The 14,225-nt window shown below is 66.2% G+C and carries 13 protein-coding genes and 1 pseudogene; 8 read left to right on the top strand and 6 right to left on the bottom strand.

What is annotated here, in order from left to right; translation table 11 throughout:
• The first annotated feature begins 143 nt into the window (after positions 1–143).
• The 7 genes from ACLN58_RS00460 (at position 144) to ACLN58_RS00430 (ending at position 7,111) form a co-directional block, all read left to right on the top strand.
• The gene (locus ACLN58_RS00460) at positions 144–836 is read left to right on the top strand and encodes a hypothetical protein (protein ID WP_415853304.1); all 693 of its coding nucleotides are present in this window, start codon (positions 144–146) and stop codon (positions 834–836) included.
• Positions 833–2,362 (top strand): xylulokinase, encoded by a 1,530-nt coding sequence (locus ACLN58_RS00455; RefSeq protein ID WP_415853303.1) that lies wholly within the window; start codon positions 833–835, stop codon positions 2,360–2,362. The genes ACLN58_RS00460 and ACLN58_RS00455 overlap by 4 nt, the downstream gene beginning before the upstream one ends.
• 120 nt (positions 2,363–2,482) lie before the next feature.
• On the top strand, positions 2,483–3,103 hold the full coding sequence (locus tag ACLN58_RS00450) for an NAD(P)H-dependent oxidoreductase (RefSeq protein WP_415853302.1): 621 nt from the start codon (positions 2,483–2,485) through the stop codon (positions 3,101–3,103).
• Positions 3,081–4,019, top strand: coding sequence for a DMT family transporter (locus tag ACLN58_RS00445; RefSeq protein ID WP_415853301.1), 939 nt, complete (start codon positions 3,081–3,083; stop codon positions 4,017–4,019). The genes ACLN58_RS00450 and ACLN58_RS00445 overlap by 23 nt, the downstream gene beginning before the upstream one ends.
• A 146-nt stretch (positions 4,020–4,165) precedes the next feature.
• Entirely contained in the window at positions 4,166–5,839 is a 1,674-nt protein-coding gene (locus tag ACLN58_RS00440; RefSeq protein WP_415853300.1) for a glycerol-3-phosphate dehydrogenase/oxidase, read from the top strand.
• Between the two features lie 28 nt (positions 5,840–5,867).
• A complete protein-coding gene (locus ACLN58_RS00435; protein ID WP_415853299.1) occupies positions 5,868–6,206 on the top strand; it encodes a cupin domain-containing protein in 339 nt (112 codons plus the stop codon).
• A 137-nt stretch (positions 6,207–6,343) separates the two neighbouring features.
• Positions 6,344–7,111 (top strand): GntR family transcriptional regulator, encoded by a 768-nt coding sequence (locus tag ACLN58_RS00430; RefSeq protein ID WP_415853298.1) that lies wholly within the window; start codon positions 6,344–6,346, stop codon positions 7,109–7,111.
• A 190-nt stretch (positions 7,112–7,301) separates the two neighbouring features.
• On the opposite strand, the gene ACLN58_RS00425 is transcribed toward ACLN58_RS00430, so the two are convergent.
• Positions 7,302–7,451, bottom strand: a complete 150-nt coding sequence (locus tag ACLN58_RS00425) for a hypothetical protein (RefSeq protein WP_415853297.1) — start codon at positions 7,449–7,451, stop codon at positions 7,302–7,304.
• Entirely contained in the window at positions 7,448–7,765 is a 318-nt protein-coding gene (locus tag ACLN58_RS00420; protein WP_415853296.1) for a hypothetical protein, read from the bottom strand. The genes ACLN58_RS00425 and ACLN58_RS00420 overlap by 4 nt, the downstream gene beginning before the upstream one ends.
• A 164-nt stretch (positions 7,766–7,929) precedes the next feature.
• On the opposite strand from ACLN58_RS00420, the gene ACLN58_RS00415 reads away from it, so the two are divergent.
• Positions 7,930–9,372: a GntR family transcriptional regulator gene (locus ACLN58_RS00415; RefSeq protein WP_415853295.1), complete on the top strand. Its 1,443-nt coding sequence runs from the start codon at positions 7,930–7,932 to the stop codon at positions 9,370–9,372.
• Between the two features lie 236 nt (positions 9,373–9,608).
• Here ACLN58_RS00415 and ACLN58_RS00410 read toward each other — a convergent pair whose 3' ends face one another.
• The 4 genes and pseudogenes from ACLN58_RS00410 to ACLN58_RS00395 form a co-directional block, all read right to left on the bottom strand.
• Entirely contained in the window at positions 9,609–9,992 is a 384-nt protein-coding gene (locus tag ACLN58_RS00410) for an SDR family NAD(P)-dependent oxidoreductase (RefSeq protein ID WP_415853294.1), read from the bottom strand.
• 85 nt (positions 9,993–10,077) lie between these two features.
• A pseudogene (locus ACLN58_RS00405) lies at positions 10,078–10,467 on the bottom strand (SDR family NAD(P)-dependent oxidoreductase); the annotation flags it as partial.
• Positions 10,464–12,068, bottom strand: a complete 1,605-nt coding sequence (locus ACLN58_RS00400) for a hypothetical protein (protein ID WP_415853293.1) — start codon at positions 12,066–12,068, stop codon at positions 10,464–10,466. The gene ACLN58_RS00400 and the pseudogene ACLN58_RS00405, both read right to left, overlap by 4 nt.
• Positions 12,065–14,225 (bottom strand): family 78 glycoside hydrolase catalytic domain (locus ACLN58_RS00395; RefSeq protein WP_415853292.1); only part of this gene is annotated, 2,161 nt, incomplete at its 5' end. The genes ACLN58_RS00400 and ACLN58_RS00395, both read right to left, overlap by 4 nt.

Raw genomic sequence — 14,225 nt, 5'->3', positions numbered from 1 at the left:
ATCCCGCCGTTTCGACCCGGCGGAGCCGGCTCCGCAGACAGACCGCGCCCGAAACTCGGACGATCCCAGATGGATACGGCCCCTCCTTGCCGTACCGCAGCACGCGGACCACACCCCCATAGACGTTACAGATCGGAACCAACATGAAGTCAGAACTCATCGTCATGCTCACCAATCAGGACGTGACGGTCCCTAATGCCCGAGAACTCTTCCTGGAGTGCGCTCACCTTCCGGTGGCCTTCTGGGGGTTCAAGGACGTCGGCCTGGCAAAACCCGAAATGGTGAGGCTTGTCGAGGAGTTCAGCGCGGCGGGTAAGACTCCGGTTCTCGAAGTTGTCCAGTTCGAAGAGGCCAAGGCACTCGAGGCGGCCCGCCTCGCCCGCGATTGCGGCATCGAATACTTCACAGGCACCCGCTACTCACCTGCCGTCCACGCGTTCGCCCAAGAGGCCGGGCTGAAGTACTTCCCCTTCTGCGGGGAGGTCAGCGGCGAGCAAATCGCTCTCACCGGTAGCATCGAAGAGATCGTCGAGGACGCCCAGCGCGTCCTCGATGCCGGCACCGACGGCGTCGATCTGACTGCCTATCGGTCGGTCACCGCAGACCCCGTCGCGCTGGCGAGGGAACTGGTTGCCAGGGTCGGCGGCGAACGTGTCATCATCGCCGGCAGCATCAATACGGTGGAGCAAGTGCAACTCATGGATGAGATTGGACCGCTAGGGTTCACCATGGGCGGGGCACTGTTCGAAAGTCGATTCGTCCCGGGCGGATCGTTCAAGGAAAACCTGCAGTTCGTCGTCGACACGCTGCACGATCTGAGAATGAAGGTGTCATGACTGACTACCTGTTGGGGGTCGATGTTGGAACGAGCGCGATCAAAGCTGCCATTTTCGATGCGCACGGCGCCGAAATCGGAAGCCACGCTGAGGAGTATTCCCTTCTGACCGCTGCGGCGGGACACGTCGAGCTTGAGGTCGATACCTATACCTCGACGTTCGCGCTGGCGGTCAGACGAGCCATTGCTTCATCTGGAGTCAGCCCGCGCGAGATCCGCGCGCTCGGACTTTCCTGCCAGGGCGAGACATTCCTGTGCCTGGACGAGGAGGCGCAGCCCCTGCGCCGGGCCATCGTCTGGATGGACAACCGCGCGACCGCCGAGGCAGAAGAGATCGAGCAGCGCTTTACGCGTCCGACGCTGCAAGAGGTGACCGGGCAGGTGGGGATGGACGCCATCTGGCCCGCATCGAAGATCCTGTGGCTGCGGAAGAACGAACCGGACATGTTCGAACGCACCGCCAAATTCGCTCTGCTGAAGGACTTCCTTGTCCAGCAGCTCACCGGCACGCTCGCAAGCGAAGACTCTTTGCTCTGCACAACGATGCTGTTCGACATCAGGCAGCGGAAGTACTGGCCGGACATGTTGGAGTACCTGGGCATCACTGAGCAGCAGCTCCCCGAGATCAAGGAACAAGGCGAGATCGTCGGGACGCTCACGGCGTCGGCCGCTGCCGAGTTGGGGCTTCCAGAGGGTGTTCCGGTGTCCGTGGGAGCGCTCGACCAAGCCTGTGGGGCCCTCGGTGTAGGCAACGCGATCCCTGGAATCTTCTCGGAGAGCACAGGATCTGCGCTGGCAACCGTCACGATCACCGAGGACATCGTGGTCGATCCCTCGGGCGAGGTTCCCTGCTTTCCCGCAGCCATCCCCGGCCAGTTCATGGTGCACATGTTCTCCACGGGCGGCATGGTCATGCGCTGGTACCGTGACCAGTTCTGCGCCGACGAGCTCAAGGTGGCAGAGCTCTGCGGAAAGAGCGCTTACACGCTCATCGATTTCGAAGTCAGCCAGGTCAGACCGGGCGCAGACGATCTCATCGTCTTGCCACATCTGCAGAGCGCCGGCCCTCCTGACACAGACGCGTATGCGCGAGGAGTAATCTTCGGCCTGACACTGGCCCACACGAAGCAACACGTCGCCCGCGGAATCATGGAAGGCGTAGCCATCGTCCTCCGCCGCATGATCGAGGCCGCTTCGAGGCTCGGCGTCGAAGTGGGCGAGATCATCTCGCTCTCGGGCGGATCGAAATCGGACGTTTGGTGCCAGATCAAGGCGGATGCAACCCACCTGCCGATCCGTACCCTTCTCGCCACGGAATCGGCTGCTTCCCGCGGCGCAGCAATCCTCGCGGGTGGAGCAGCAGGAGTGTGTGCATCGGTCATTGACGTCTCACGCTCATCGATGCACTACGACCGCGAATTCAAGCCGAACAAGGACAACGCCGACGTTTACGACCGGCTGTTCACGCGCTACGAGGCGCTGCAGCAAGCGGTGACGCCACTGTTCCGGCTGGGCCAGCAGCCGTAAGCGGAATGTGACGGGACCAACGTCGCCAACCACAACGCCGTTCCCCGGTCTGCTCCAGACCCGTTTCTGGGCAGGTTCAACCGAGGGAGCCCGACCCCGATGCAAAGGCAACCACACACAATGCATGTTCTTATCGTCCTCGCCCACCCTGACGCCGAATCGCTGACAGCTTCTGTGGCGCGAGACATTGCCGGAGGGCTGTCGTCCGCGCACACCGTGGAGGTGGCGGACTTGAGCGCCGAGGGCTTCGCGCCGGCGTTCACCATGGAGGACCTACAGGCATACCGTTTGGAGGCGCCCGTGCCCGGCGACGTAAGGCGGGAACAGGATCGGGCCAGTCGTGCAGACGCCATCGTCTTCGTCTATCCCATCTACTGGTGGGGAATCCCTTCCGTCCTCAAAGGCTGGATCGAGAGGGTGTTCAGCATCGGTTGGGCGTGGGGCAAGGGAATCGACGAGGACGCTCAAGGAACGGCGTTGGTCGGCAAGCGGATCCACCTCGTCGGGCTTGGCGCGAGCAGCCTCGAACGCTACGAAAGGCGCGGGTTCCTCAACGCCATGCACACCTCAATCAACGAAGGCATCTTCGAATACTGCTCCGCTCCCGTGACCTCATCGCGCATTCTGCACGGTTCCGAAGGCGACGTGTCGGACCGCGCTGAATTTGTGGAGTCTACGGTGAGCGACATCCTGCAGAGCCTGGAGCCGGCGGAGCAGTATGAGCGCGCCGGCGTCTGCTGAGCCGACCTCCCGGAGCACCAGTTCGTGGGTAACCGCCGGGTTGTCGGTTGCCTTCGTTCTTGCGTGGAGCTCCGGATGGATCGGTTCCCGGCTTGGAACTCAGGCATTCACCGCGCTGAACCTGCTGTCATGGCGGATGGTGGTGTTGTGCCCGGTCGCCGTGGTCATCCTGATCATTACCACCACCCCCAGACCCAACAGCGCGCGACGGATGCCCGCCGGCTGGAAACAGCAGGTGCTCGTTGGCCTACTCTCACAAGTTGTCTACACGTGGGGTGCGGTGGCCGCCGTCCAGTACGGCGTGGGCGTCGGCACTGCAGCGGTCATCGCCGCACTCCAGCCGATGATGACCGGCGCGATCGCATCCCTGATTCTCAAGGAAACCGTGAAGAAACGGGAGTGGACCGGACTGGTGACCGGCCTGGCCGGCGTCGCTCTCGCCGTGAGCGGCGACCTCCAGGGAGGGGCCGCGCCCGCGTGGGCCTACCTGTTGCCGTTCACCGCAATGCTCGCCCTTGTCGCTGCCACCTTGATCGAGGCTCGACGGCCGAGCCAACGTCCAGTAGCGGAGCGGCTCAGCATCCAGGTCCTCGTCGGCGCAATCGTGTTCGTCGCCCTTGCGGCAGTCACTGGACAGTTCGTCGGGCCGCACCTTTCGAACGGCGACTTCTGGGTAACGGTGGCGTGGTACGTGGTGTTCTCCATCACCGGCGGCTACACCTTGTACTGGGTCGTACTGCGCCGCACTAGCGCCACCAGGGTCGGCACGCTCATCTACCTCACGCCGCCGACCGCAGCCGTGTGGGCATGGCTGATGTTCGGGGACACCCTCACCGGTATGACTCTGATCGGCTTCGCCGTCGTAGCCGTCGGCGTGGCGCTGGTCTTCCTCGATGCCTCGAGCAAGAAGGTCTAGTCCGCGGTTCGCAAGAGATCGGCCAACATTGGCAGATGCCGTCGGGGTAGCGCGCGGTCCAAAGAAGCTCTCGCGCGGTCCGACACGGATGCCGAAGAGACACACCTAGCTTGAAATATGTCTGCAGAGATGCCAACATGTCATACATGTCTGAAACGAATCGATTGAGCGTGGCCCAGCGCCGTGAATCGATCGATGGGATGCGGCGGGAGGAGCTGGACGTGCTCGTCGTCGGCGGCGGCATCACGGGGGCGGGCGCAGCGCTCGACGCCGCACTTCGCGGGCTCACAGTGGGACTGATCGAGCAGACCGATCTGGCAGCCGGTACATCCAGCAGGTCCAGCAAGCTCATCCACGGCGGCCTGCGCTACCTGGCGCAGTTCAACTTCCGGCTCGTGCGCGAAGCGCTCCGCGAGAGGAGTCTGCTGCTGCAGCGAATCGCTCCACACCTCGTCACGCCTGTGCCGTTCGTCTTGCCCCTCCGCCACCGCGTATGGGAACGCCTCTATGTCGGCGCGGGCATTGCGCTGTACGACCGCCTCGGCGGCGCTCGGCATATCCCTGCAGGCCGGCACCTCTCCCGCAGGGGTGTTGCCAGGGTCGCTTCCGCGCTCCGCACCAGCGGCTACGTGGGAGGCGTGCTGTTCCACGACGTTCAGACCGACGACGCAAGATACACGATCACCGTCGCGCGGACCGCGAGAGCACACGGCGCGCTGATTGCCACGAGAATCCGCGCCGACCACGTCGCTATTGAAGACGGACGGGCCATCGGAGTCCAATGCACCGATCTGGAGACCGGCGAGGGCATCGCTATCCGCGCACGGCACACCGTCACCGCCGCGGGCGCATGGACCGGCAGCCTCGTGCCCTCCGGGTCCTTGACGAGACCCGAGTTGCGCCTCTCGAAGGGCGTCCATATCGTATTGCCGAAGTCAGCGATCGACATGGACACCGGCCTGCTGGCACGCACGGCCACGGGACTCCTGTTCGTCATTCCGTGGCAGGGATCCTGGCTCGTTGGCGACACAGATACTGAGTGGCAGGGCGCCGACCCGGCCTGCGCTGCAGCCGACCGCGCCGATGTCGCAGTCCTCCTGGGACGCTTGAACAGCGTCCTCAACACACCCGTGTCAGCGGCCGACATCCTCGGCGTGTTCGTCGGCTTGCGCCCGCTGGTGGCGGGGGAGCCCGACGTGGATACCTTCCGGCTCAGCCGTGAGCATGCGATTATTTCACCGGTCCCGGGCATGTCAATGATCACCGGTGGCAAGTTCACGACGTACCGCGCCATGGCAGCGCAGCTGATCGACACCGCTGCGACCGCGCTCGGTGACCCAGCCATACCAGCGTCCACCACCGATCGCACGCCCCTGCTTGGGGCAGAGGGATTCGACGCACCACGCTCGGCGAAGGGCGTGAGGGCGGACGAGCAAGCCTTGGGCCTAACCCAGGCGGAGCGCCTCTCACGGCGCTATGGATCGTGCATCGCCGAACTGCTCGATCTCATCGAAGACCACCCTCAATTACGTGAGGAAATCCCCGGTGGTGCCGGAACTCTCGCCGCGGAGATCGTGCACGCGTGTACTCACGAGGGTGCGCTGCACCTCGACGATGTGCTCGAGCGCCGAACACGAATTGCGATTCAGACTGCCGACCGTGGCCGCGACGCACTGCCCCGGATTGCCGCCCTCATGAAAGACACACTGGGCTGGTCGGACGCCGAGGCCGATCGAGAACGGCACCGGTACGAGCAGATCGCCCGACATGACCAGTGGATACCCAGGCAGCCCTGCTCGGGACCGCAAGCCCATAGGTAACCCATCCACCAGAGAAGGACGAATGACATTGTCGAAGCCCACCATCATCCGAAAGTCAGATGCCAAGGTCTTCCACGAGGGACCGGAGCTCTGCCACGAATACCTCCGCAACGATGCCCTCTGGTTCGGCAGTTCGCTGGTGAACCCGGGAGACACCGGAGCTGTCGACCCAGGGCACGCAAACTCCTGGGAGATCTTCTACTGCGTGTCGGGGGAGGGCATCATCGATGACGGCGAGAACGAGTACCCCCTGCAGGCGGGTGACACTATCGCTATCCCGCCGAGCATTCCACACCGCATTCACAACCGCGGCACCGAACCGGTGCTGATGGTGTGGGCAGGAGGCCCCGGCGAGAATGTCGAATAGCAGCATTGCTTCTTGCGGAGCACGTTTGCACTCGTCAACACATCAAATCCGAAGTTCAACGGTGGCTTCCGCGGTTGTACAGGTGCAACGCGGGTACCGATTGGGTGAGGCATTCATGACTGAAATCAGTGATTCGCATGCTCGACGTTGACGGGGGATTGCGCGAGGCGGTCTCGCGCCGACCCAGTGCAACGAATCGCGCGCTTCAGGCGCTGCGCCAGCTTCTCAGAGAAGACAGGTGGATAGCTGGCGACCGCCTTCCCTCCGAACCCGCACTCGCAGAAGAACTCGGCGTCAGCAGGGTCAGCGTTCGCGCCGCACTTGCGCAGCTTCAGAGCGAAGGGCTCGTCGACCGACGACATGGCTCGGGCACGTACGTGAACTCTGTTCGCCCCTTGGTCAATAGCCTTCACCAGAACGTCGGCTCTGATCAGCTCATCAGCTCGGGGGGACACACGCCCGGGATCGCTGAGATGTCGTGGCGTCTGGGTTCAGCGAGCGAAGACGTGTCAGCCCGTCTCGGTTTGGAACCTGGCGCAGCCGTCGTGGACCTTTACCGGGTCCGGACCTCCGACGGAACACCCGTGACGGTCGAACATGACTATTTCTCAGCCGCGTTGTTGCCGCCGAATCCGGCAAGTCTTGGAGCGTCTCTTTACGCGTTCCTGTCGGATGTCTGCGGTGTCGACGTCGCCTTCGGCATCGCCGCCATCGAACCAGCTACGGCAGGCGCCGAACTTGCACCCGTATTCGGCGTGTCACCCGATGAGTTATTGCTCGTGATCAAACAAGTCGACTACGACGCCGACGAGCGCCCCGTCTCTTTTTCCATCGAGCAGCACCTTGCAAGCGCCTTCGACTTCCGTTTGGTGAGGCAGGGCCCGGCGAAGGGTCTGTCCGGATAACTTGCGAACGGGTCGATCTCGGCTTCAGACGCTTTTCGCCAACTTCAACGCCGCGAGACAGCTGTCCGGTTCGCTCGTTTCCTCCCAGCGCCGAAGAATCAGGCGGGCACCGGTCTGGGTGCGTTGGCGGGTCGCGAGAGTCCGCGGTTGGCGGGATCTCTCGCGTGGTCGGAGAACGCCTCGGATGAGGTCAGTCCAGGTTCAGGTCGGTGAGGATCGCGGCGATCTCGAGCTCGCGGCTGAGGAGCTCTTGCGCTGTCGCGCCGGCCTGTGGCTGCTCGTCGCCGAGCCGGGCAGCGGCGGTCAGGCCGGTCGTGGTGCGCGGGGTGCGGCGCTTCACCGGAGGCCTCCCATCGGAACGCTGCCGCGGGAGTCGGCCGGGCCGAGCCCTTCGTGGGCGAGGTCGTGGAGGAGCTGGTGGTAGCTGGCGAGCGCCAGCGGCGGCACTTGGTGCAGGTCCGCGATGGTCGCATGGGGGCGGTCGACCCGGTACAGGGCCAGGATCGCGAGGTCTTCGGCGTAATCGTCCAAGACGCGGTATGCGCCGATCGCGCTGGTCGCGGCCAGTGCCTGCGCGTACAGTCCGAGGCGGTCGTCCGGTGTGTAGTTGCCGGCCCGGTTCCAGGCGTGGACGACATCGCTGGTGTGCAACATGGCCCCGCCCTCCTACTTCCTTGCTGACGGCGGTCGGTTGGGGATCTGCATCCCGTTCCGCTTCCTGTGATTAAGAATAAACCTGTGAGTTCACATGTCAAGAGTTTGCCCTATACTGGTTCGAGAGGATGCATGGCCAGAGGGCGGATGTAGGAGGGGGTGCCATGAGCAGCAGCTGGACAGAGAAACTCGCGTTCGCGCCGTTGGAGATTGCAGAGCGCGGGGAGGAGATCGGGCGCCGGCTCCGCCAAGCTATCGAACTCGGTGTCCTCGAGGACGGCACCCAGCTGCCCAGCGAGAGCGAGCTGGCGGCCATGATGGGCGTCTCGACCCAGACGCTGCGCACCGCGCTCGCCGAGCTGCGCCACCTGGGGCTCGTGGAGACGCGGCGGGGCCGGGGAGGGGGCAGCTTCGTCAAGGCCAACATGGGGGACATAGCCAGAGCGCGCCGGGAGACCCTCGCCGGGTATTCGCTGGATGAGCTGCGGGACCTCCGGGAATACCGGGCCGTGCTGGCAGGATCGGCGGCGGCTGCGGCGGCGGCCAGGAGTGAGCAGATCTCCGTGGCGCGCCTGGTGTCCCTGGCGGCCATGGTGGAGGGCGCCCAGGGGCCCGCGGAGATGACCCGGGCGGACAGCGGGTTCCACATGGAGCTCGCGGCCGCCTCGCGCTCGGTCCGGCTCAGCCGCCAGGAGATGGCCCTGCTGGCCGAGGTGGGGCCGCTGGTGTGGTCCAGCGCCTCCGACCGCGGGCGCCAGGCGGCCACGGAGCACGCCGCCATCGTGGAGGCAATACTGGCCGGGGACGTGGCCCGTGCCCGAGCCAGGGCCGAACAGCACGTCCGGGGCGACATTAATCGCCTCATCGACCTGCGCATGTCCATGGACACCGCCGCCCCCGGGGCCCCGCCGGCGGGCGCCGGACTCGAGTACGTCATCGCCTCCATCGAGGCCCTTGCGTCAAAGATCCAGAACACCGCAGCCTCCTCGATCCGCGTCGTCGAGGACGCCGTCCACGCTGCCCTCGCGGCCGCCCCGACCGCCGGACTGGAGGAGCTGGAGGCCGTCTACGACGTCGCACGCCGGACCCTAGGTGAGGTCTCCCCAACGCTGTACGGGCTGGGTATCATGGCCGACGCATCGTTCTTCGGCGAACCCCGCCTGATCTGGTCCTACACCCCCGTCGGCCAGCATACCCAGCAGCGGCTGCACATGGACTTGGAGTTCTACGACTACACCAGCACCCCGTGGTGGCCGCAGGGAGGGACCCAGGATGCCATCCGCCCCACTTACGCCTACGCGGACGGCAACGGCTCGAACGCCTACATCATCACCTTCAGCAAACCTGTCACCCAGCAAGGCGGGCTGGTCGGGGTCGCCCTCGCCGATGTTCTGATCGGCCAGCTCCAGGCGAGCTTCGAACCCCTTCTGCTCTCTCTACCCCCGGGCTCGTGCATCGTGGACCAGAAGAATGTCGTCATCGCCACCAACACCGGCAGCTTGATCGGCGAAACCTTCAAACCCACCGGCGACGCGGGAAGCACGACTGCACTCCCAGCCGTCCCCTGGCAGCTCCACCTCGGCCGCCAGGCAGAACCCCAGAAATGACGGCGTCCATGAGTCATGAATCAAGCATTTGAAGTTGCCGGTTGGTTTGGGGCGGCCGCGATCCTGATCGCGTGTCCATCGGTCTCCATGAGCTGGTTGCGACCGGGCCGTCGCTTTCTGACAGCGACCACAGCCAGGGTGCGAATGTGTCGGGCAATCCTCAAGAGTCGCATACACCTCGCAGCTCATGGCGCTGGCAATCGGCGACGAGGCCGTACCGCGCAGGGCCTCTGGCCTCAGGCCGTTTCCCCCGCATCTGCGAGCAACGTGCTTCCCGTCATGAGGACCGAGAGGTCGGAGGCGCAGAACAGCACGACCCGCGCGACGTCGTCCGGGACCCCGACGCGGCCGAGTCTGCTCGTAAGCATCATGGGCGGGAGCGAGCCGCCGTCGGGCACGGGCCCGGCACCCGCGATCCGGTTCCCTTCGGTCGGGACGTACGTGGGAGCCACCCCGAGGACCCGGATGCCGTGGGGCGCGAGTTCGAGGGCGAGCTGCCGCGTCATGCCGCGTGCCGCGTGCTTCGAGCTGACGTAGGCGGCGAGGCCGGGGGCAGTGCCGCGGAAGCCTGCGGTGGAGATGACGTTGACGACGACGCCGCCCCGCCCGGCGGCGGCCATGTGCCGGGCGGCTTCGCGGGAACCGGACGAAGACGCCGCGGGAGTTGACGGCGAAGACCTCGTCCCACAGCGAATCGGTCGTCTCGAGCAGCGGGACGCTGGGGAAGATCCCCGCGTTGTTGACCCAGATGTCGAGGCCGCCGAACCTCGCCTCGGCCATGTTGGCCGCGGCGGCGACGGATGCACTGTCGGTCACATCCATGAGCTTTCCGTGCGCTGAGACGCCGTAGCGGTCGGAGAGTTCAGCGGCGGTTGCACGCGCGGACTCTTCGTCGAGGTCCCCGATAAGGACCTCGGCGCCGGCTTCGGCGAGCCGGGAGGCGATGGCCTTGCCGAGCCCGCGGCCGCCACCGGTGACGACCGCGGAGCGGCCAGCGAGGGAGAGCAGCTCCGCTAGGGGCTTGTCGGAGACTTCCGGGGCAGCGAAGGTCCTGAGAGTCCTTTCAGGGGAATGGGCGGCTGGATCGGGAATCACTCTGCGAGGTCTTCGACCTTGAGAACCTGACCGCCGTAGCGCGCGAAGCCGTGGCTCTTGGGCAGGCCGTCTTCGGCGGGGCCGAAGAGCAGGCGCGTGCCGTCGCGCAGGCTCGACCAGGTGGCGCGGAGGCTCATCTCGCCCGACTCGTCTCCCGTCACGTCGAGGTCTGCCGCATAGACGCTCTCGGCGGCGAACGAGCTGAGGGTCCGCTCCCAGCCGTTGTAGAATGTCCGGCCGTCGTCGCTGTAGTCGACGTACGTGGTCGTGACCGAGGCTGCGAGTCCCTCCGAGAAATTGCCCGGCTGGCTCTCGAAGTCGAGGTGCCCCGAGTGCTGCCCCGCGATGCGCCCCGCGCGGAGATGCTCGGCCGGCCCGCGCAGGACTCGTTCGGCAGCCTCACCCGCCATGCCGTAGGGGACGGCGAGAGGCGTCGGCCGGACGGGCACCGGCGCGGAGGGCTCGTGGTCGACGAGGTGCGCGACCCGCACCCGAATCTGACGGTAGACGCCGGGCCGTTCGCTGCCGCGCAGCATCTCCGGCCACATCGCCTTCCGACCGGACGGGTGCCAGGACATGGGCGAGACATAGACCCACGATTCGTCGGGGTCGTTGAGCGCAACGCCCTGGTAGCCGGGCTCGCTCATCGACCGTTCGATGTCGATGAGCACAGGGCCGATGTTGCCCTCTCGGAAGCTGCGCACGCCGGAGACGGCGTATTGGTAGACGATCCAGGCCAGGTCCATGCCCGAGAGGATTCCGTGCGGCCGCGGGACCAAGCCGAGGACCGCCGGGTCTGTGCGCTGTGAGGCGCGCGAGGTCATGACGAGGCCAAGGCGCTCGTCGGGCGAGAAGATAGTCGTCTCGTCGTAGCCCGGGGTGCGGGTGACCCGGACGACCTCGTCCGTGGTCAGGTCCTGGACGACGGAGTCGGTCAGGAAGGCGTTCTTGCCGCCGGCCGAGGAGATCGCCGTGCCGCCGCGCACGAACTGCTTGACCTCACCGCCCCTGATCGGGAGGGGGACAACGCAGCCCTCGCGCCCGGGGTCGGCGGCGAACCTCTCTGTGCTGCTGATGACGACCGGGTCCTCGATGATGTAGCGGTCGTGGGCCCGAGTCAGGTGCCCCAACGCGACAGCTGCTCCCATGTCGTTCCGCAGGATCGTCCACGCGATGTGTTCGTTGTCCGCTGAGACGATGATCTCGGACCAGTGGTGCGAGGTCATCGGGTCCTGCTCGAGCCCCCACGGGTACTCGACCGCCACGAGTTCGGCCCTCGTGCAGGTGTCGATGTCCGGGCTGCATTCGAGTACGTAGTCGCCGAGCAGCACACGCCGGTTGTCGGCGAAGGGCATGTGGCGGATGCCGTTGGCCTTGGGGTGCTCGGGGATGGGGCCCGAGAAGATGTTCGTGAAGTCGGTGCCGTCGTCGTTGAGGACGGCGGCGTGGTACCAGTCCTCGCTCCGTGGGTGCTCGTCGGTCCGGTAGAGGACGAAGACCTTGCCGGAGAAGGTGTAGGTGGCCGTCACATCGCGGAGGTGGTCGGGGAGAGGGACGTCGGTGACCTCAATCCGGCCGAAGTCCTCGGTGGCGATCTTCATCGTGAGCTCTCAATTCTCGTTGCATGGGTGGGGGTTGGGGCCGGGCAGGAAGCCTGGTGGCGTCCAGGACCGTAGGCGGCTGTTGTCTCGTCGGGCATCGTGACCTGGGCCGTGCTTCCGGCAGGGACGGTGACGTCGATGCGGAAGTCGCCGCCGTCGTCGTCAATGACCCATGACACCGAAATCTCGCCCCTGGGAGAGACGAAGCGGAAGCCCGCCGATGTGACGCCTCCCCCCAGCAGGGGACGAACCTCGAAGCGCTCCCAGCCGACCGAATCGGGTGCCTGGCGGAGGCCCACGAGGTATTCGTGAAGAAAGCGGATGACTGCGCCCTTGCTGTAGTGGTTGAGTGATGCGTGGGCGTTGCCGTTCTCGTCGATGCCGTCCCAGTCTTCCCAGACGGTTGTCGCGCCGCGGTCGAGCATTCCGAGCCAGGACGGCGTGCCGCGGCGGAAGAGCAGCCGGTAGGCGAGGTCAGCGTGGCCGTGGTCGGCGAGTACGGGAAGCAGGAGCCCGCTCGAGAGGAAGCCCGTGCCGAGCCGGTCGCCAGCCTCGTGGACGAGCTCCACGAGGCGTGAGGCCGCCGCACCGCGCAGCGCCTCGGGGATGAGGCCGAAGGCCAGCCCTCGGACGTAGGCGCCTTGGGAGTCGTCGTGGGTTCGCCCGTCGGGGGCGAGGAATTCGGTCTGCCAGGCCGCCTTCACGGCTTCGGCGACGAGGGCATAGCGATCGGCGGCTTCCCCCCGTCCGAGCAGGCGGGCGATCCGACTCAGCGCGGACGTGGACCTGTAGAGGTAGGCCGTTCCCACCTCCCCGCGGTCCGCGCTCATGTAGGCGTAGGAGTCCTCCTCCATAGGATCGAGGAGCGAACCGTCCGCACGGCGGCGCCTGGGCTGACACCATTCCCCGTAGTGGAACGGACCGTCCCAGATGTACCGCTCGTGGGGGAGCGGGTCCGCAGACCGGGCTACACGCGATGGGTGTCGGAGGGTCTCGGCGAGGTGCAGGGCGTAGTCGACCCATCGCGTCATCGAGTCCCAGCTCTCCGCGAGGACCTCCGGGTCCCCGTAGGCCTCGTAGACCGCCCACGGGACGAGCACGGTCGCGTCGCCCCAGCCCGCCGACGCTCCCATGACCCGGGACGGGTTCGCGGGGTGCCGCTTGATCCGGGCGGAATCCGGGGAGAAGGCGGCCGGAAGCCCGTCCCCGCACTGGTCGTCTCGCACGGCCCGCAGCCACTTCCGCGAGAATCCCTCGACGTCGTACAGCATGGCCGCGACGGGCGCGAAGACCTGGTAGTCCCCGGTCCAGCCGGCGCGCTCGCGGGTGGGGCAGTCGGTGGGGACGTCGACGATATTGCCACGGAAGCTCCACACCGCGGCGTCGTGCAGGCGTTCGAGATCGGGCGAGCTGCAGCGGAACCATCCGCTGCGCGCGAGGTCCGAATGGACGACGACGACCGTGAAGTCATCGACGGAGAGCTCGCGGCCGGGGTGGGAGATACGCACATAGCGGAACCCATGAACGGTGTGCCGGGGCTCGAACACGTCACCGTGTGTGCCGGCGATGACCCGGTCGGTCTGGTGGAACTCGAGCTTCCGGCCGTCGTTGGCCGTCATGTCGAGGTGGGCGGTGGTCAGGTCGCCGGCTGCGTCGAGGTGCTCGCCGAACTCGAGAACGGTCTCGCTCTCCGGTGCGCCGAGATTCGCGAGCCGCACCCACCCAGAGAGATTCTGGCCAGCGTCGAGGATCGACACGCCGTCGCGCAGCGTGGTCAGGGAGAGCGGCTTTCGTTCCTCGACGCGCCGCACGGGTGCGGCGGGGGAGCGTGTGGGGGCCGGCGGCGAGACGATGCCGACGCGGACCGGTGCGGGCTCGGCGCGGTCGGGGTCGATGCGGAAGTCGGTCGTCTGGCCGCCCATGAGGTCGGCCCGGACGATCCGGCTCGGGAGCGTGACCCAGTCGCCGCCGGTGCCGACGGTCATCCGCTCCCCGGGTGCGAGGTCGACCTCGAGCTGGGCGAGCGCCGCCGTCGTCTCGCCCCAGACGTTCCTGCGCTGGGCGCCGCTGTTCCGCCCGCGGTACCACCCGTCGGAGAGGACGACGTCGATCTGGTTCCGTCCCGGCGTCAGGTGCGCTCCGACGTCGTACTTCTGC

It is taken from the genome of Sinomonas sp. G460-2, from assembly GCF_047759905.1.
Classification (GTDB): domain Bacteria; phylum Actinomycetota; class Actinomycetes; order Actinomycetales; family Micrococcaceae; genus Sinomonas.
Note: the sequence above shows the minus strand (reverse complement) of the source record. Positions and strands in the feature narration are given on the sequence as shown.

Excerpts from the sequence above, each read along its gene's own strand:
- ACLN58_RS00410 (WP_415853294.1), bottom strand. The coding sequence starts at position 9,992 with ATGGCCGCCGCCGGGCGGGGCGGCGTCGTCGTCAACGTCATCTCCACC.
- ACLN58_RS00430 (WP_415853298.1), top strand. The coding sequence starts at position 6,344 with ATGCTCGACGTTGACGGGGGATTGCGCGAGGCGGTCTCGCGCCGACCC.
- ACLN58_RS00450 (WP_415853302.1), top strand. The coding sequence starts at position 2,483 with ATGCATGTTCTTATCGTCCTCGCCCACCCTGACGCCGAATCGCTGACA.
- ACLN58_RS00460 (WP_415853304.1), top strand. The coding sequence starts at position 144 with ATGAAGTCAGAACTCATCGTCATGCTCACCAATCAGGACGTGACGGTC.
- ACLN58_RS00440 (WP_415853300.1), top strand. The coding sequence starts at position 4,166 with ATGTCTGAAACGAATCGATTGAGCGTGGCCCAGCGCCGTGAATCGATC.
- ACLN58_RS00420 (WP_415853296.1), bottom strand. The coding sequence starts at position 7,765 with ATGTTGCACACCAGCGATGTCGTCCACGCCTGGAACCGGGCCGGCAAC.
- ACLN58_RS00455 (WP_415853303.1), top strand. The coding sequence starts at position 833 with ATGACTGACTACCTGTTGGGGGTCGATGTTGGAACGAGCGCGATCAAA.
- ACLN58_RS00415 (WP_415853295.1), top strand. The coding sequence starts at position 7,930 with ATGAGCAGCAGCTGGACAGAGAAACTCGCGTTCGCGCCGTTGGAGATT.
- ACLN58_RS00400 (WP_415853293.1), bottom strand. The coding sequence starts at position 12,068 with ATGAAGATCGCCACCGAGGACTTCGGCCGGATTGAGGTCACCGACGTC.
- ACLN58_RS00445 (WP_415853301.1), top strand. The coding sequence starts at position 3,081 with ATGAGCGCGCCGGCGTCTGCTGAGCCGACCTCCCGGAGCACCAGTTCG.